General features: G+C 70.6%; 12 protein-coding genes. 7 read left to right on the plus strand and 5 right to left on the minus strand.

Annotated features, from left to right (window positions below; all coding sequences use genetic code 11):
* Positions 1–81: 81 nt before the first annotated feature.
* Complete coding sequence (locus tag OG587_RS06460) at positions 82–1,335, minus strand: hypothetical protein (protein ID WP_329087777.1); 1,254 nt, start codon at positions 1,333–1,335, stop codon at positions 82–84.
* A gap of 358 nt (positions 1,336–1,693) precedes the next feature.
* Complete coding sequence (locus OG587_RS06465; protein WP_329087778.1) at positions 1,694–2,683, minus strand: glycoside hydrolase family 11 protein; 990 nt, start codon at positions 2,681–2,683, stop codon at positions 1,694–1,696.
* A 642-nt stretch (positions 2,684–3,325) separates the two neighbouring features.
* On the opposite strand from OG587_RS06465, the gene OG587_RS06470 reads away from it, so the two are divergent.
* Together OG587_RS06470 and OG587_RS06475 are read left to right on the plus strand one after the other, a co-directional pair.
* Positions 3,326–4,285: a polysaccharide deacetylase family protein gene (locus tag OG587_RS06470; RefSeq protein WP_329087781.1), complete on the plus strand. Its 960-nt coding sequence runs from the start codon at positions 3,326–3,328 to the stop codon at positions 4,283–4,285.
* Positions 4,286–4,456: 171 nt separating this feature from the next.
* Positions 4,457–5,644 carry an endo-1,4-beta-xylanase gene (locus tag OG587_RS06475; protein ID WP_329087783.1) on the plus strand — a complete coding sequence of 396 codons (1,188 nt, stop codon included), beginning with the start codon at positions 4,457–4,459 and terminating at the stop codon, positions 5,642–5,644.
* A gap of 183 nt (positions 5,645–5,827) precedes the next feature.
* Here OG587_RS06475 and OG587_RS06480 read toward each other — a convergent pair whose 3' ends face one another.
* Positions 5,828–7,255: an endo-1,4-beta-xylanase gene (locus OG587_RS06480; protein WP_329087785.1), complete on the minus strand. Its 1,428-nt coding sequence runs from the start codon at positions 7,253–7,255 to the stop codon at positions 5,828–5,830.
* Positions 7,256–8,138: 883 nt separating this feature from the next.
* On the opposite strand from OG587_RS06480, the gene OG587_RS06485 reads away from it, so the two are divergent.
* From OG587_RS06485 to OG587_RS06505, 5 genes are all read left to right on the plus strand, one after another.
* The gene (locus OG587_RS06485; RefSeq protein WP_329087787.1) at positions 8,139–9,245 is read left to right on the plus strand and encodes a Zn-dependent alcohol dehydrogenase; all 1,107 of its coding nucleotides are present in this window, start codon (positions 8,139–8,141) and stop codon (positions 9,243–9,245) included.
* A 34-nt stretch (positions 9,246–9,279) separates the two neighbouring features.
* Positions 9,280–10,065 carry an SDR family NAD(P)-dependent oxidoreductase gene (locus tag OG587_RS06490; RefSeq protein WP_329087789.1) on the plus strand — a complete coding sequence of 262 codons (786 nt, stop codon included), beginning with the start codon at positions 9,280–9,282 and terminating at the stop codon, positions 10,063–10,065.
* A gap of 5 nt (positions 10,066–10,070) precedes the next feature.
* Positions 10,071–11,798 carry an IlvD/Edd family dehydratase gene (locus OG587_RS06495; protein WP_329087791.1) on the plus strand — a complete coding sequence of 576 codons (1,728 nt, stop codon included), beginning with the start codon at positions 10,071–10,073 and terminating at the stop codon, positions 11,796–11,798.
* 67 nt (positions 11,799–11,865) lie between these two features.
* Positions 11,866–12,759: a fumarylacetoacetate hydrolase family protein gene (locus OG587_RS06500; protein WP_329087793.1), complete on the plus strand. Its 894-nt coding sequence runs from the start codon at positions 11,866–11,868 to the stop codon at positions 12,757–12,759.
* Positions 12,756–14,306 carry an aldehyde dehydrogenase (NADP(+)) gene (locus tag OG587_RS06505; RefSeq protein WP_329087794.1) on the plus strand — a complete coding sequence of 517 codons (1,551 nt, stop codon included), beginning with the start codon at positions 12,756–12,758 and terminating at the stop codon, positions 14,304–14,306. Before OG587_RS06500 ends, OG587_RS06505 begins: the two co-directional genes overlap by 4 nt.
* 115 nt (positions 14,307–14,421) lie before the next feature.
* Here the strand turns inward: OG587_RS06505 and OG587_RS06510 are convergent, their stop codons facing one another.
* Positions 14,422–16,761: a beta-glucosidase family protein gene (locus OG587_RS06510; protein ID WP_329087796.1), complete on the minus strand. Its 2,340-nt coding sequence runs from the start codon at positions 16,759–16,761 to the stop codon at positions 14,422–14,424.
* A 48-nt stretch (positions 16,762–16,809) separates the two neighbouring features.
* A complete protein-coding gene (locus OG587_RS06515) occupies positions 16,810–17,790 on the minus strand; it encodes an aldo/keto reductase (RefSeq protein WP_329087798.1) in 981 nt (326 codons plus the stop codon).
* Between the last annotated feature and the right edge of the window lies 1 nt (position 17,791).

The raw sequence follows: 17,791 nt of genomic DNA on the forward strand, positions 1-17,791 counted from the left end.
CCCCGCGGTTTCGTTCGTCGTCCGGGCTCCGCGGGATCCCCGGAGGCGGGGCGCGCGCCGTCATGCGTCGAGAGGAAGGCGTCAGGAGATGGTGAGCGTGCCGTTCGCGTTACGGGCGCACGTGACGACCGTGCGGGACGCGGCGGTGAGGGCGCCGGTCAGGCACTGGCCGAGGACGGTGTGGCCCGCGGCGTTGGGGTGCCACGCCTCCTGGCAGGTCTGGAAGTAGGTGACGCAGGTGTTCGCCACCCGCTGGACACCGATCTTGTCCCAGCCGGACAGGCTGGTGACGTACGTGCCGGACGGCCCGTCCTGCACCCGGACCGGCGTCGCGAGCGCGCCCGTCGGGCTGCCGGGGTTCTCGCAGAGCCGGGCCCCGTCGAAGGCCTTCTGGACGTCCAGCACGCGCAGGTCGGCCGTCGGACGCTCGGCCGCCAGCGTGGTGTAGGCGTTCTTGACCAGGGAGCCGAGGTTCTGGGAGAACACGTGCCCGGGGGCGAGGCTCGCGCGGTGGATCGGGCAGCCGGCGGCGTACCGCTCGGCGCCGAGGTCGCGGAACTTGTCGCGGGTGTCGGTGCGGTTGTCCTCGTCCCGGTACTGCGGGGCGACGTCGAGCGGCAGCGGGTTGGTGTAGGTCTGCAGGACCACACGGTGGACGCCGTCGGCGTCGACCTGGGCGAGGGTGTCGAGGATCTGGCGCAGGGCGGCGGTGGTCTCGGTGGTGGCGGTGGCGACCTCGGCGTCGGAGGCCAGGTCCGAGACGGTGCAGGGCTCCTGCGGCACGTCGCCGCCCAGGTAGGCCCAGAACTCCCACCAGCCCGTCCAGGCGTCGGCGATGAAGCGGTTGGCGCACAACGAGGCCACGTCGCCGAAGGTGAACTGGGTGTTGTTGGAGCCGAGGCCGATGAGCACGACGTCGATGTCGTGGGTCTGGGCGACGGCGCGCAGCTGGTCGAGTTGCGAGGCGACGGCGCGGCCCTTGGCGCGGGCGCTGGAGGGGTTGGCGATGTCGGCGGGCTGGCCGCCGGAGCACGCGAGGTTGAAGCGGTCCTGGATGCCGGGGAACGACGCCTTGAACAGCGAGGCGTTCGCCGACCGGTGGCAGAAGTAGGCGTTGCTGTTCGCCGCCGACCAGCCGGGGAAGGCCTGCGGCGTCCCGGAGGCGTCGGCGACGGGCTGGTAGTCCCCCGCGCCCTCCCCGCTGACGAAGCTGTCGCCGAGCGCGACCGCGGCGGTGGGCAGGGCCGCCTGCGCCGCTCCGCTCTGGACGACCTGGACGCCGACCGTACCCACCAGGAGCGCGACCATCGCGGCCACCCGCCGGAGAACCTTCACAACTGCCCCATTTCCCACTAAACGACCATGGAAGAACGAATGCCTAGATCGCAACATGCCGCGCCGATGGCGTCAAGATTTATATGAGGCTCGCTCGCATTCACTTGAGGGATCGCGTACCGCCCTACTGCCCCAGTTGCAGGCACCTGTTGAGCAATCATCTGCGCCGGGCGGATGGATCGTTCCGCGACTGGAGATGCGGTGCTGACTCCTAAGGACGGCGGTGGCCCCGCTTCACCCCCCAGGGGAAGCGGGGCCACCGTTTCCGACCGGATCCCGGCTGACAGCCGGGTGAGCGCCCGTCCGGTCGGAAGATCAGGTACGGCGGGACACGGCCGTGTACTGGGTGTTCCCGAGGTCAGCTCGCGCTGCAGGAGACCGTCGGCCAGGTCGAGTTGCCGTTGTGCTGGATCGTCACGCCCCAGTTGTTGCCGCTGCCGTTGGGCCTGGCGGTCAGCACCTGGGCGCTGGGGTAGGAGGCGCTGACGTTCCAGGTGGAGAGGACCTTCGCCGGGGAGGGGACGTTCATCGTCACGGTCCAGTTGCTCGAACCGCTGACCGAGACGTTGAGGTTGTACCGGTCACTCCACTGCTGACCCGCGGAGAGCGACGCGGTGCAGCCACCGCCACCACCACCTCCGCCACCACCACCGCCGGAGGAGCCGCCCACCGTGATGTTGGAGTTTCCGCTGCTCTGATATCCCTCTGTCGCGAGGATCATGTAATCGTGGCTGCCCAGACTCATGCCGTTACGGGCCCACGCGTCGAAGTGGTTGCCGGAGGTTATGGTCCCGCCGGTTTTCTTCGACTGCCGGACGCTCCAGTACTGGTTGAAAGTCCTGGTGCCTTCGATGGAGGGGGCGTTGACCCGCGTCGTCTGGTAGATGTCGTACGTGCCGCCGTCGCTGGTGACCGTGCCCTTGTACGTCCCCGTGGGCCGGTAGGTGCCCCAGTTGTCGACGATGTAATACTCCACCAGCGGGTTTCTCGTCCATCCATAGAGGGTGAGATACGCGTTGCCCGACGGGTTGAAGCTGCCCGAATAGCTCACGCTTCTGCGGCCGCCGGTGCTCCAGCCCTTACCGGCGACGAAATTGCCGGTGTTGCTCCATGAGGTGCTGTAATTGCCGCCGGATCCCAGCTCCATGGAGACCGTCCCCTGGCTGTCGGTCCAGAACGAGTAGAAGTAGCCGTTGTTGGTACCTGTCTGGTTGGTGGTGATGGCCGCGTGGGCGGGGGCGGGCAGCGTCGCCACGGCCATGGCCAGCGCCACGGCGCAGACACGGCTGATGAGCAACCTGGTGCGGCCACGTCCGCGGCTCTTGGGGGGTGCGGGGGCGTCGTTCATGTGCGCGCTTCCTCCTCGTGAAGGCTGGGCAGGCGGCGTGATACGACCCGGCGGGGCTCGCGGTGGCCAAGGTGAGGTCCACCGCGCGGTGGAGTCGTACGACGCGGCAGGGCTGGCCGGCCGTCGTGCGGTCGACGACCGGAGGACCAGGCCGCGCGGCGAGTGACCCGGATCGACGGCGTTGAGGGCTGTCGATGGTGAGAGTGTGAGTTTGACTCCGCCGAACTGTCAATAACTTTCAGAAACATATCGGAAATATGATCTTGGACGAGCTTTCCCGATAGGGCGTTTCACCTGCTCACGACCCCTTCCCGGCCGAGCGAGGCCAGACCGATCCATGAAAGCTTCTGCCGAGTGGCCAAATACAGGCCGCCGTCACCGAAAGCTTTCGTTACTTCCTTGACAGATTTCGTGACAATACACAGAATGACCACCAAACAGGCCCTACTCGCCTCACCCGGGTGACCCGGCGACGGAACCGCAGCTCAACGCGGTTTCCCGCATTCCGTACGCGTTACGCCGCAGCCGTACGGTGTCCGTCCTTACCGATCGGTGTTCCAGTGGAGGAACAGAGTGATCGACAACGCAATCGTCAGCGGTAGAAGCCAGGCACGCCGCGCACGCATCCGGACCTCACTCGTGATGAGCCTTCTCGTAACCCTTGGAGCGGTGTTCGCCGTGACCTCGTCACCCGCGGCACAGGCCGCAGACTGCAGCGCCGGATACGTCGGGCTCACCTACGACGACGGTCCCAACCCCGGCAACACCGCCAACCTGCTGAACGCGCTGCGGCAGAACGGCCTCCGGGCCACCATGTTCAACACCGGGCAGAACGCCCAGAACAACCAGGCCCTGGTCCGCGCCCAGCGAGACGCCGGCATGTGGATCGGCAACCACAGCTACACCCACCCCCACCTGACCGGCATGAGCGGCTCCCAGATGCAGTCGGAGCTCCAGCGGACCCAGCAGGCCATCCAGCAGGCCACGGGAACCGCGCCCAGGCTCTTCCGGCCCCCGTACGGAGAGACCAACGCCACCCTGAGGTCGGTCGCGCAGCAGCTCGGCCTCACCGAGATCATCTGGGACGTCGACTCCCAGGACTGGAACGGTGCCGGCACCGCCCAGATCGTGCAGGCCGCCGGACGACTGCAGAACGGCCAGATCATCCTGATGCACGACCAGTACGCGACGACGCTCAACGCGATCCCGCAGATCGCCGCGAACCTGAGGAGCCGCAACCTGTGCGCCGGCATGATCTCACCCACCACCGGCAGGGCCGTGGCACCCGACGGCGGCACCACCCCGACCGACCCGCCGACGAACCCGCCGGGCGGCAACTGCACGGCGAGCGTCACCGCCGGCCAGCAGTGGAGCGACCGGTTCAACCTGTCGGTCGGCGTCTCGGGAAGCAGCAGCTGGATCGTCACGGTGACCCTGCGGAGCGCTCAGCGCGTCACCGCCACCTGGAACGGCAGCCCGACCTGGGACGGCAGCGGCAAGGTCATGACGATGCGGCCCAACGGCAGCGGCAACACCTTCGGCTTCACCGTCCTGCACGGCGGCGACCGGACCTGGCCGGCGGTCTCCTGCCGGGTGGGCTGACGACCCCCTGAAACCCCGGACGGTGGCACCGCGAGCGGCGCGTGTCAAGGCTCGCGGTGCCACCGTCCGGTCGCGTGGGTTCCCGCGCCCGCGAACGCGCGAGCGCGGGAACCCGCGTCGTCTTCCGTCATTCGATCGAAAAATTTTCGGGGCCGATTCCGAGGGAGTTCGATGAAGCGTTTCCTGATCGTCGGTGCCACCGTGCTCATGCTGGCCGGTGCGCTGAACGCCGTACCCGTCCTGGCGGAGGAGCGGCACCCCACGGTCGCCGAGCAGAGCCTGCGCGCGCTCGCCGCCCGCCACGACCTCGCCATCGGCACCGCGGTCGACATGGACGTACTGCGCGACGCGGCCGATCCGCAGTACCGTGCGCTCGCGGCGTCGCAGTTCTCCACCGTCACCGCCGAGAACGTCATGAAGTGGGAGTCGCTCGAACCCACCCGGGGCGTCTACGACTGGGGCCCGGCCGACGAGCTGATCGACTTCGCCCGCAAGAACAAACAGCAGGTCCGCGGTCACGTGCTGGTCTGGCAGAACCAGCTGCCGGCCTGGCTCACCCAGGGCGTCAACGACGGGACGATCGGCAAGGCGCAGCTGCGTGACATCCTGCGCAACCACATCACCACCGTCGTCAAGCACTTCAAGGGCAAGATCTGGCAGTGGGACGTCGTCAACGAGGCGGCCAGCGACCCGTGGGACAGCCCGTCGTCGATCCACCTGAAGGGCTTCTGGGCGCAGCACCTCGGCCCCGGCTACATCGCCGACGCCTTCCGCTGGGCCCGCGCCGCCGACCCGAACGCCCTGTTGTTCTACAACGACTACAACATCGAGGCGTTCGGCGACCGCGGCCCCTCCGACAAGACCTGGTACGTCTACACCATGGCCAGGCAACTGCGCGCGAGCGGCGTCCCCATCGACGGCGTGGGCAGCCAGGGGCACCTCGGCACCCAGTACGGCAACTACGACGCCTTCCAGGTGCTCGAAGTGCTCGACGCCTTCTCCGACCTCGGGCTCGCCACCGCGTTCACCGAGGTGGATGTGCGCAGCCAGATGACCGACGGCGTGCGGGCGGGCGACTCCAACGAGATCAACCCCCGCCTCCAGGCGTCGGCGTCGAACTACAGCGTGCTCCTGCAGGCATGCCTGGCCAACCGGCACTGCCTGGCCTACACCGTCTGGGGATTCACCGACAGGCACTCCTGGGTGCCCGGCTGGTTCTCCGACCCCCCGGAGGGCATGGCCACCCTGTACGACGAGTCCTACCGGCCCAAGCGCGCCTACAACGTCGTCAAGGCCGACCTGGCCTTCTCCGGACCGCCTCACGTCCTGCCGAGGATTCCGCAGAAGCCCCGGCGATGAGCGGCGGCGGGGCATCCGCCGACTCGGATGTCCCGCCGCTCCCAGAAAGACCGCCCTAGAAAGACCACCCTCCTGGAACGGAAAAACCGGCTCACCCCCACGGGTGTGGGGATGAGCCGCAGGACGTGACGCGACACACGGGCCGGGCCGCGGGAACCGCGGCCCGGCCCGGCCCGGATCGGATCAGGGGCTGGTGCAGGTGGCCGTGGGAGTGGCCGCGGTGCCGTTGGCGGTGAAGCCGAAGGTGGTCGAGGAGCCCGCCGCGATGGAGCCGTTGTAGGCGGCGTTGCGGACGGTCACGCCGGAGCCGGACACGGTCTGCTGGCCGTTCCACAGGCTGCTGATGGTCTGCCCGCCGGGCCAAGTCCACCTCACCGTCCACCCGTTGACCGGCGAACTACCCGCCCGGACGGTCACCGTCGTCTGGAACCCTCCCTGCCAGCTGTTGACCGTCGCGATCGTCGCCGAGCACGCCCCCGGAACCGGGGTCGGCGTAGGCGTAGGCGTGGGGGTCGGAGTGGGCGTCGGGGTGGGGTCCGGGTCCGGGTTCGGGTCCGCGGCGTTGAGGGCGTTCAGCACGGCGGTGTAGGCGGGTTTCTTGTTGCTGCCGTCGAACAGCAGCGGGGTGTCGCCCGAGCGCCAGGAGTCCTGGTCGCGGACGCCCCACACCGTGATGCCGTTGCAGCGGGGGACGGCCAGGCAGTCGTTGGTCACGTTGGCGTAGGTCGTGGCGGAGGCGCCCTGGATGTCCAGTTCGGTGATCTGCACGTCGACGCCGAGGGCGGCGAAGCTGGAGATGGTGGTGCGGAAGTTGCTGTTGTAGGGGCTGCCGCTGTTGAAGTGGGCCTGGAGGCCGACGCAGTCGATGGGCACGCCGCGGGACTTGAAGTCGCGGACCATGTTGTAGACGCCTTGGGTCTTGGCCCAGGTCCAGTTGTCGATGTTGTAGTCGTTGTAGCAGAGCTTGGCGGCCGGATCGGCGGCGCGGGCGGTGCGGAAGGCGACCTCGATCCAGTCGTTGCCGGTGCGCTGCAGGTTGGAGTCGCGCCGGCCGCCACCGCTGTCGGCGTAGGCCTCGTTGACGACGTCCCAGGCGTAGATCTTGCCCTTGTAGTGGGCCATCACGCCGTTGATGTGGTCGATCATCGCCTGGCGCAGGGTGCTGCCCGACAGGGACTGCATCCAGCCCGGCTGCTGGGAGTGCCAGGCCAGGGTGTGCCCGCGTACCCGCTTGCCGTTCTGCACGGCCCAGTTGTAGACGCGGTCGGCGTTGGTGAAGGTGAACTGGCCCCGGTTGGGTTCGGTGGCGTCGATCTTCATCTCGTTCTCGGCCGTCACCATGTCGAACTCGCGGTTCGCGATCGTGGTGTACGCCGAGTCGCCGAGCTTGCCGGCGCTGATCGCGGCGCCGAAGTAGCGCCCGCTCTGCTGGGCCGCCGCGCCGAGCGTGGTCGCCGCGGCACCGGCGGAAGCGGCACCGGCGGAACCCTGGACGGTCACCGCCGTGAGCGTGCCGAGTACGAGGGTGCCGAGGGCGCCGGCGACCAGGGCCCGGCGGAGGCCGCCGAGGGGTCGCCGGGTTCCGGGTGGGGGTATGGCATTTGTGCCCATGCCTGAGCCTCCATAACTGCATCACGGGAACACGGGGGACACCCCCGCGAATTCGACGCCACGCCCATTGCCGGGGAGGCACGCACCGGGCGTCGCAGACGACGGCCCTGCTGTGCACCACCGACCCGGCCGTAGGAGAACGCCTTGGGGACTCAGTGTGGAAACCTCCCCGAAATACGTCAAGGTTGCTCAGAAAGTTTCGGCTGCCCTGCCCGGCCTTCACATCCGCATACGCTCTCAACCTCTGCCCCTGCCTCCTGAAACCTTGCGGCCCCGTCGCATCGGGGCGAGACGTGACCGATGTAAGTTTCAGCACGGCGCCGATCGGGTGCCGGCGGTCAGGGGAGGCGGGTGCCGACGTGCAGCCGTTCGCGGGCGCGGGACCGGCCCCGTGTCAACCGGTCCGGCGGGCAGCCGTTCGCGGGCGCGGGGCCGACCCCGTGTCAACCGGTCCGGCGGGCAACTGTTCGCGGGCGCGGGCCGACCCCGTGTCAACCGGCGCGGCGGCCGGCGTGAGGACCGGTGCGTGAGCGGTGACGGGCCCGCCGTGCGACGGTCCACAGATCAACATCGGGCCGGTTGATGTTTTACGATCGTTTCCTAGTGAGTTTTCTAGATTTTCGGCTGCGACCGGGCGAGCATAATCGCAGGTCAAAGGCGATTAGCATGCCCCTAACCACGAGCGCGTGGCGGGCGGCGAGGTGACTGGCTTTACCGGTTTGATCACTGGATATGTCGAATGTTTCTGAAACTGTTGACGACATATGTTCGTAACACCTAGCGTGGCAGCGATCGAGTTCATGGCCTGAGCGAAGGCCTCCGGCGAGGGCGGAGTGCCTGGTCCGGGGGCTGCGGCGACGGCGGTCGGGGACGGATGGGTCGCATGAGAGCCGCGCTGCTGGAACGTTTCGGTACCCCCCTTGTCATCAGCGACCTCGGGCTCGACGAGCCACACCCGGAAGAGGTCCTCGTCCGGGTCGAGGCGGCCGGTGTCTGTCACAGCGACCAGCACTATCTCACCGGGGATCTGCGGTGCCCGCTGCCGGTCGTCCCCGGGCACGAGGGTGCCGGTGTGGTCGAGGCCGTCGGGCCGGGCGTCACCCGGTTCTCGCCCGGGGACCGCGTCGGCCTGATGTGGCGGCCCCGATGCGGGCAGTGCCGCTACTGCCTCGTCGGACGGCCCGCGCTGTGCGAGGCGGCCGGCATACAGGCGAGCTCGGGTGGCCTTCTCGACGGGACCACGCGCCTGCGCTCCGGTGGGGAACGGGTCCATCACCTGCTCGGCGTCTCCTGCTTCGCCGAATACTGCGTCGTCTCCGAGCGCGCCCTGGTGCCCGTGCCGGCGGGGGTGCCGCCCGAGATCGCCGCGATCGCGGGATGCGCCGTCGTCACCGGCGTCGGCGCGGTGCTGAACGTCGTGGGCAGGTGCGCGGGCGACGGCATCGTGATCTTCGGTGCGGGCGGCGTCGGGCTGTCGAGCGTCCTGGGAGCGGTCCTCGAAGGCGCGAATCCGATCGTCGTCGTCGACGTCGTGCCCGAGCGCCTGGCGATGGCGGTGAAACTGGGCGCCACGCACACCGTCGACGCGTCCGGGGAGGACGTCGCCGAGGCCCTCCGGGCGATCCGCCCCGGCGGCATGGAGTGGGCGATCGAGGCGATCGGCCGCCCCGCCACGCTGGAGACGGCGATCGACGTGCTCCGTCCGGGCGGAACGCTCGTGGCGGTCGGCCTCGGCCCGGTCGGTACGACGTTCGACGTGCCCCTCAACGTGCTCGTGCAGCGGGAGAAGCGGGTGGTCGGCAGCCTGTACGGCTCGGCCAACCCGCTCATCGACCTGCCCAGGTTGTTCGACCTCTATCTCGCCGGACGCCTGCCGCTGGACGCGCTCATCGGCCGGCGGTATCCGCTGGACCACATCAACGAGGCCTTCGCCGACCTGACCAGCGGTTCGGTCGGCCGGGGCATCATCCTGCCCTGGGAGTCGCAGTGACCGTCACAGAAATCATCCTGCTCCGGGAGTCGTGGTGACCGTCACACACGACGAGCGTCGCTACGCCGTCTACCCGAGCCTGCGCGACAGGGTCGCCTTCGTCAGCGGCGGCTCGACCGGCCTGGGCGCGGAGTTCGTCTCCGCGCTGGCCGCGCAGGGCGTCCGGGTCGGCTTCGCCGACGTCGACGCCGCGGGCGCGGAGCGGCTGCTCGACCGGCTCGGCCGTACGGACTGCCCGAGGCCGCTGTTCGTCGAGGCCGACGTCCGCGACGTCGCACGGTTGCGGGCGGCGGTCGCGGAGGTGGGGGAAAGGCTCGGGCCCATCTCGATCCTCGTGAACAACGCCGCCAACGACGAGCGCCACGACTCGCGGGAGGTGGACGAGGCCTACTGGGACAACGCGATCGCGGTGAACCTGAAGCACCACTTCTTCGCGATCCAGGCGGTGGCGCCCGGCATGCGCGCGCTCGGCGGAGGTTCGATCATCAACCTGGGCTCGATCAGCGCGCACGCCGACTTCGTCGGGCTGCCCGCGTACGTGACGGCCAAGGCCGGGATCGAGGGCCTCACCCGTACGCTGGCCCGCGAGCTCGGCCCGGATCGGATCCGCGTCAACTGCCTCGTACCGGGCTGGATCTTCACCGAGCGGCAGCTCGCGCAGCTCGTCACACCCGAGACGCTGGCGAAACTCGACCAGGTCCAGTCGCTGAAGGACAACATCATGCCGGCCGACGTCGCGCGGATGGTGTTGTGGCTGGCGGCCGACGACAGCGCCATGTGTACCGGCCAGAAGTGGATCGTCGACGGAGGATGGATGTGAACGACATGACAGGATCCGCGCGGCGCAGCGCGCACTGGTTCGCCGCCGAGGGGCGGTCCGGCATGCTGTACCGGTCCTGGATGCGAAACCAGGGGTTCGGGCCGGAGGTCTTCGACGGCCGTCCGGTGATCGGCATCGCGAGCACCTGGTCGGAGCTCGCGCCGTGCAACTCGCATCTGGACCGGGTGGCGGACGCGGTCAAGCGCGGCGTCTGGCAGGCCGGCGGGTTCCCGCTGGTGTTCCCCGTCCTGGCCACCGGCGAGACGCTGATGCGCCCGACGGCGATGCTGTATCGCAACCTGCTCGCCATGGCGGCCGAAGAACTCATCCGGGCCAACCCGCTGGACGGCGTGGTCCTGCTGTCCGGCTGCGACAAGACCACGCCGGGGCTGCTCATGGGCGCGGCCAGCGTCGACCTCCCGGCCGTGATGGTGACCGGCGGGCCGATGCTCAACGGCAAGTTCCAGGGGCGCGACGTCGGTTCCGGCACCCACGTGTGGAAGTTCGAGGCCGAGATCAAGGCCGGACGGATGACCGCGGAGGAGGGGTACGCCGCCGAGGGCTGCATGGCGCGTTCGAACGGGCACTGCATGACGATGGGCACCGCCTCGACGATGGCCTGCGTGGCCGAGGCGCTCGGCATGCAGCTTCCCGGCTCCGCGACCTGGCCCGCCGTCGACATGCGCCGCATGGAGGTCGCGCAGGAGGCCGGGCGGCGGATCGTGGACATGGTCGAGCAGGACCTGCGCCCGAGCGCGATCCTCACCCGGGAGGCGTTCGAGAACGCGATCAGGACCAACGCCGCCATCGGCGGGTCCACCAACGCGATCATCCACCTGACCGCGCTGGCGGGACGGCTCGGCGTCGACCTGCCCCTCGACGACTTCGACGCCCTCGTGCGGGACGTGCCGACCATCGTCGACCTCATGCCGTCGGGCCGGTTCCTGATGGAGGACTTCTGCTACGCGGGCGGCCTGCCGGTCGTCATGCGCCAACTCGACGAGGCGGGCCTGCTCCACTCGGAAGCCGTCACGGTCACCGGCCGCGCCGTCGGGGAGAACGTCGCGGGCGCGGAATGCTGGAACACCGAGGTGATCCGCCCGCTGGCCGAGCCGTTGCTGCCGCCCGGTACCGGCACCGCGATCCTGCGCGGCAACCTCTGCCCGAACGGCGCTGTGATCAAGCAGTCGGCCGCGTCACCGTCCCTGATGCACCACGAGGGCAGGGCGCTGGTGTTCGACTCGCCCGAGGCCTACCACGCGGTGTGCGACGACGAGGACCTCGACGTCACGCCGGACGACGTGCTGGTCATCCGGGGCGCCGGGCCGAAGGGATACCCGGGCATGCCCGAGGTGGCCAACGTGCCGCTACCCGCGAAGCTGCTGCGCGAGGGCGTCGGCGACATGGTGCGCATCAGCGACGGGCGGATGAGCGGCACCGGATTCGGCACGGTCGTGCTGCACGTCTCACCCGAGGCGGCCGTCGGCGGCCCGCTCGCCCTGGTACGCACCGGCGACCGCATCGAGCTCGACGTACCGGCCAGGCGGTTGACGTTGCACGTGGACGACGAGGAGCTCGACCGGCGGCGCGCCGAGTGGAGCCCGCCCGCCACCGACGAGACAGGCGGATACCGGTGGCTGTACCGCGAGCACGTCCTGCAGGCCGACGACGGGGTGGACTTCGGGTTCCTGCGGGGCAGCCGCGGGAGCGAGGTCCCGCGCGACTCGCACTGACGCCCGGGGACGGCGTCGAGCCGAAACCCACCGCCATCACACCGGTATCCAGCACCAGGGAGTGACCGTGAACATCGTCAGATACCGCACGCGAGATTCCGCGGAGCCACGGGTGGGCCTGCACGACGACGACGGCGTCGCCGAACTCGCGGGCGTGCGGTCACTCGCCGAACTCTGGGCGTCGCCGCTCGCCGACCTGCGGGAGCGGCTGACCGGCGGCGCGCTCGGAGAGCGGGTGCCCCTGGAGGAGGTCGATCTCCTCGCGCCGATCGACGGCACGACCGAGGTGTGGGCGGCGGGCGTCACGTACGAGACGTCGCGTGAGGCGAGGGTCGAGGAGAGCGAGCGCGCCGCGACCGTCTACGAGCTGGTCTACGACGCCGAGCGGCCGGAGCTGTTCTTCAAGTCGGTCCCGTGGCGGGTCGTCGGCCCGGACGGCGGCCTGGGCATCCGCGCCGACTCGGTGGTGGACGTGCCGGAGCCCGAGCTGGCGCTGGTGGTGAACCGCTTCGGGGAGATCGTCGGCTACACGGTGTGCAACGACATGTCCTCACGCAGCATCGAAGGGGAGAACCCCCTCTACCTTCCCCAGGCCAAGATCTATTACGGCGCCTGCGGTCTCGGCCCCTGGATCAGGCCGGTCTGGGAGATCGAGGATCCGTACGACCTCACGATCGAGATGACGATCGGCAGGGAGGGCGAGCCGGAATGGAGCGGCGAGGCGAGCACCGCGCGGCTGCGCCGGCGCCTCGACGAGCTGGTCTCGTACCTGATGCGTGGCGACGTCCACCCGGACGGGGTCGTCCTGTCGACCGGCACGTGTCTCGTACCGCCGTCGCCGTTCACGCTCGCGGACGGCGACACGGTCGAGATCGGCATCGAAGGCGTCGGAGTGTTGCGCAACACGGTCGCGCGGAGAGCCGCGCGTGACGAGCAGCCGTTCGAAGGGGATCGGTCATGACAGGGAACATCCACGGTTTCGCCAGCGTCGACGCGCGGACGGGGCGTGAGGTCGAGCGGGTCGGCGCCGAGACGTCGCCCGCGGAGCTCGACGACCTCTGCGCGCGGGCGGCCGTGGCCGCGCGGGAGCTCTCCGGACTGGGGCGCGCGGGACGCGCCCGGCTGCTCCGCTCGATGGCGCGCTCGCTCGAGGAACGCCGGGCCGACCTGGTCGCCGTGGCCGACCGCGAGACCGCCCTGGGAGAGCAGCGGCTCAACGGCGAGCTGACCAGGACGTGCTACCAGCTCGACCTGTTCGCCGACGTGGCGGAGGACGGCGCCTATCTTGAGGCGACCATCGACCACGCGGGGGAAACCCCGATGGGACCACGCCCGGACCTGCGCCGGATGCTGGTCCCGCTCGGACCTGTCGCGGTGTTCGGGGCGAGCAACTTCCCGTTCGCCTTCTCCGTGCCCGGCGGCGACACCGCCTCGGCCCTGAGCGCGGGTTGCCCGGTCATCGCCAAGGTGCACACGGCGCACCCGGCGACGTCGGTGCTCAGCCACGAGGCGCTCGTCGCGGGCGCGAGGGCGGCCGGTGTCACCCCGGATGTGATCAACCTGGTCTGGGGACGGGAGGCGGGGGTCGGTCTGGTCGGGCATCCCGCCGTCCAGGCCGTCGGGTTCACCGGCTCCCTCGGCGCCGGGCGCACGCTGTTCGACGTCGCGTCGGCCCGGCCGTCGCCGATCCCCTTCTACGGCGAGCTGGGCGCGCTCAACACGCTCGTCGTGTGCCCCGAGGCCGCCGCGGCGCGCGGCGAGGAGATCGCCGCGGGGCTCGCGGCCTCCTTCACGCTCGGTGTCGGGCAGTTCTGCACGAAGCCGGGCCTGGCGCTGCTTCCCGCCGGCGCGTACGGCGAGGCGATCCGCCGCTCGCTGGCGAAGCACGTCGACGCGCTGTCCGCCGGCTTCATGCTCAGCGAGCGGACGGCCGACGCCTACCGACACGGCGCGGAGACGCTGCGCGGCATGGACGGCGTCCGGACGCTCGCCGGCGGCAAGGAGACCGGCGAGAGCGGCGAGGGCGGCGGCTGGACCGGCGCGCCGCTGTTGCTGCACGCGGACGCCGGCGCCGTGACGGGCGCGCTGCTTGAGGAGTGCTTCGGGCCGGTCCTGGTGACCGTCGAGTACACCTCCGAGGAGCATCTCCTCCGGCTCGTCGAGACCTTCGGCCCGGCTCTCACCGGGACGGTCCACGCCGACGCGGCGGACGGCGAGCTGTCGGCCCGGCTTCTCACGCGGCTGTCCGACATGGTCGGCCGTGTCGTGTGGAACGGCTTCCCGACCGGGGTGGCGGTGGCCTGGGGCATGCACCACGGCGGGCCGTACCCGGCGGCCACCAGCGCGCTGCACACCAGCGTCGGCAGCACGTCGATCCGCCGCTGGCTGCGCCCGATCAGCCTGCAGAACGTTCCGCGGGAGCTGCTGCCGGACGAGCTTCGCGACGCGCCGGCCGCCTCCACGGGGCTCGTCCGCCGGGTCGACGGCGTCCTCACCCACAGCGAATAACGCGAGCGGCGAACACCACGAGACAGCGAGGGCGGCCCGGAAGATCCCGGGCCGCCCTCGCCGTCTCGTGGTGCCGGTCCGCGGCGCCGCCCGTGGCCGGCGCCGCGGACCGTCGTCAGCCCTCGGCCGCCCCAGAGGTGACGGTCGCCTCCATGACCCGGTCGAAACCGACCTGGCGCCGCGGCCCGGTCATGGAGACGGAGATGGTCTCCCTGATGTCCGCGCTCGACGCGCCGACCCGCAACTCGACCGCGCCCGGGTCGACCTGCCGCTGTCCGGACGCTCCGGTGTAGGAGGTCTGGTCGGCGTGCAGCGTGATCGTGACCTCGCGCGTCTCCCCCGGCTCCAGATCGACCCGATGGGCCGTCAGCAGCGACTGCACCGGGCGGGCGACCTCGGCGACCGGGTCGTGGAGGTAGACCTGCACGACGTCCGACACCGAACCGGCCGCATCGTTGTGGAGTGTCACCCGCACGTCGAGGGTGCCGTCCGTCGGCCACGCCTCCGCGCCGGCGACGACGTCCTTCCACGTGATCGGGGTGTAGGACAGTCCGTGGCCGAACGGGAACAGCGGGGTGGGGTCCACCGAGCTCACCTCGCCACGCAGGCCCAGCGGCGCGGCCAGGTAAGTGGAGGGCTGGTTGCCGCCGTCGCCGGGGAAGCTCACCGGGAGCCGCCCCGCCGGATCGGCCCGGCCGGACAGCACGTCGGCCAGAGCACGCGCGCCCTCCTCACCGGGGAAGAACCCGCACACGACGGCCGCCAGGCGGTCGACCTGCCGGGCCAGCTCGTACGGTCGGCCGACCAGAAGCACCAGGACGACCGGGACGCCGGTGGCCAGCACGGCCTCCAGCAGCTCCTCCTGCCTCCCGGGCAGGCGCAGGCTCTCGGCGTCGCAGCCCTCCCCGGAGGTGCCGCGCCCGAACAGGCCCGCCTGGTCGCCGAGCACGGCCACGCAGACGTCGGCGTCCGCCGCCGCGGCGACGGCCGCGGCGATGCCCTCGTCGTCGCCGCCGAGGACGGGCACCCCCTGCTCGTAGCGCACGTCATAGCCGGCGGGGTCGGCGCGCAGCGCCTCGACCAGGGTCGGCACCTCGATGCCGATGGGCACCTCGGGGTGGTGCACGCCGACGTGCATCGGGAACGAGTAGCAGCCCATCATGGCCTGCGGGGTGTCGGCCCGGGGCCCGACCACGGCCAGGCGCAGGCCCGCCGCCAGCGGCAGCGAGCCGGTGTTGCGGAGCAGGACGACGGAACGGCGGGCCAGTTCGCCCGCGAGGGCACGCTGGGACTCGCCGTCCAGCACGGCGTCGTCCGTCTCCTCCAGAACGGCGGGCTCGGGCACCCACTCCTCGTCGAGCAGGCCCAGCCGGACCTTCTGCAGGAGCACGCGACGCAGCGCGCGGTCGACGAGGGCGACGTCGACCTCGCCGCGGTCGATCGCCTCGATCAGTGGCGGGCCGTAGGTGTTGACCGTGGGCAGTTCCACGTCGATCCCCGCCGTCAGCGCCAGCCTGGCCGCGTCGCCGGGGGACTCGGCCACGTTGTGGAGAGTCTGCAGGAAGGCGACGGAGAAGTAGTCGGCCACGACGGTGCCGGTGAAACCGTAGGTGCCGCGAAGCAGATCGGTGAGCAGGGTGGGGTCGGCCGCGACCGGAACGCCGTCGATGTCGGTGTAGGAGTTCATCACCGAGTCGGCCCCGGCCCGCAGCGCCATCTCGAACGGAGGCAGCAGCACGTCGGCGATCTCCCGGCGGCCCACCGACACCGGGGCCAGGTTCCGGCCCGCCTTGGAGGCCGAGTAGCCCACGAAATGCTTCAGAGTGGCGATCACGCCCGCCGACCGCACCCCGCGGACGTACGCGCCGCCGATCGTGCCGACGAGCACGGGGTCCTCGCCGATGGTCTCCTCGACGCGGCCCCATCGCAGGTCGCGGGCGACGTCCACGACCGGGGCGAGGCCCTGGTGGATCCCGAGCCGCCGCATGGTGGCGCCGATCTGCGCCCCCATCCGCTCGACCAGGTCCGGGTCGAAGCTCGCACCCCAGCACAGCGGTGAGGGGTAGACGGTGGCCTTCCAGGCGGCGAGGCCGGTCAGGCACTCCTCGTGCACCAGCGCGGGGATGCCCCACCGTCCCGCCGCGGTGATCGAACGCTGGGCGCCCGCGAGCGTGGTCGCCCCGGTCAGGACGTCGACGGGCCTGGTGCCGAACGGCCGGGTCAGCTGACCGATGCCGTTCCGGACGAGCTCGTCCCACCCGACCGGCAGTGACGTGAACTCGTGCTGGTGCGGGGCCATCTCACCGTCGTCGTTGTCGATGCCCACCCAGACGCCGTAGAGCTGCGCGACCTTCTCGGCCAGGCTCATCCTGGCCATCAGTGCCTCGACCCGGTCCTCGTCGGGGACGTCGGCGTCCCTCCACACCTCCGGCGGGGTGTCAGTGCTCAAAGCCACGGTCTTCTCCGTTTGTCGTTGGAATCGCTCGTACGGCCGTCGGTGGCATCAGTCCAGCCACCCTCCGGACGACGGCGTGTACTGGTCGAGCTCGTCCCACAGCTCGGGGGCGATCGGGGTGGTGGCGAGATCGAGAGTGGTCCTGATCCGCGCGGGTTCCGAGACGCCGACGATGGTCGACGTCACCCGGGGGTCGCGCAGCGAGAACTGCAGCGCGGCGGCGGCCAGGGGCACGTCGTGGTCGGCGCACACCCTCCGCATCGACCGGACCGCGTCCCTGACGGACTCGTCGGTGTCCCGGTAGGCGTAGCGGGGCTGGGCGTCCGGGCCCTTGACCAGCATGCCCCCGCCGTACGGCGCGCCGTTGACGAAGGCGACCCCCCGCGCGACGGCCTCGTCGAGCAGCGGGCCGGCCTCGCGGTTCACCAGGGTCCAGCGGTTGTGGTTGATCACCGCCTCGAACACGCCGGTCCCGACGAACCGCCGCATCAGCTCCACAGGGCCGCCGGCGATCCCGAGGTGGCCGACGACGCCGGCGTCGCGGAGCGCGACCAGCGCCTCGACCGGTCCGCCCGGGGCCATCGCCTCCTCGAAGGTGACGTGGTACTCCGGGTCGTGCAGGTACATCATCGGCACGTGGTCGACACCGAGCCGTTCGAGGCTCTCCTCGACCGAGCGGCGCACGCGCTCGCCGGAGAAGTCGCCGCTGTCGGGGTCGGCGTCGGCCTTGGTGGCCAGGACGAACCCGTCGGGGATCCCGCCACGGCGGCGCAGGACGGCGCCGATGCGAAGCTCGGCGCTGCCGCCGCCGTAGTTGTTCGACGTGTCGAGGAAGTTGAACGGGCCGTCGAGCACGGCCTCGATCGTCGACTCCGCCCTGTCCTGGCCGACCGCGTAGCCGTACAGCGCGGGCATGCTCGCCAGGGGGCTGGTCCCGATGCAGACGGGGGTCACCGTGAGCCCGGTGCGGCCGAACGCGCGGCGCTCCGCCGGGTCGGGCGACACGTGGCGCGGGTGGTCATCGGTCATG

Origin of the sequence: Streptosporangium sp. NBC_01469, from assembly GCF_036227305.1 — a bacterium.
Taxonomy (GTDB): domain Bacteria; phylum Actinomycetota; class Actinomycetes; order Streptosporangiales; family Streptosporangiaceae; genus Streptosporangium.

Excerpts from the sequence above, each read along its gene's own strand:
- OG587_RS06485 (WP_329087787.1), top strand. The coding sequence starts at position 8,139 with ATGAGAGCCGCGCTGCTGGAACGTTTCGGTACCCCCCTTGTCATCAGC.
- OG587_RS06475 (WP_329087783.1), top strand. The coding sequence starts at position 4,457 with ATGAAGCGTTTCCTGATCGTCGGTGCCACCGTGCTCATGCTGGCCGGT.
- OG587_RS06495 (WP_329087791.1), top strand. The coding sequence starts at position 10,071 with ATGACAGGATCCGCGCGGCGCAGCGCGCACTGGTTCGCCGCCGAGGGG.
- OG587_RS06480 (WP_329087785.1), bottom strand. The coding sequence starts at position 7,255 with ATGGGCACAAATGCCATACCCCCACCCGGAACCCGGCGACCCCTCGGC.
- OG587_RS06515 (WP_329087798.1), bottom strand. The coding sequence starts at position 17,790 with ATGACCGATGACCACCCGCGCCACGTGTCGCCCGACCCGGCGGAGCGC.
- OG587_RS06465 (WP_329087778.1), bottom strand. The coding sequence starts at position 2,683 with ATGAACGACGCCCCCGCACCCCCCAAGAGCCGCGGACGTGGCCGCACC.
- OG587_RS06470 (WP_329087781.1), top strand. The coding sequence starts at position 3,326 with ATGAGCCTTCTCGTAACCCTTGGAGCGGTGTTCGCCGTGACCTCGTCA.
- OG587_RS06505 (WP_329087794.1), top strand. The coding sequence starts at position 12,756 with ATGACAGGGAACATCCACGGTTTCGCCAGCGTCGACGCGCGGACGGGG.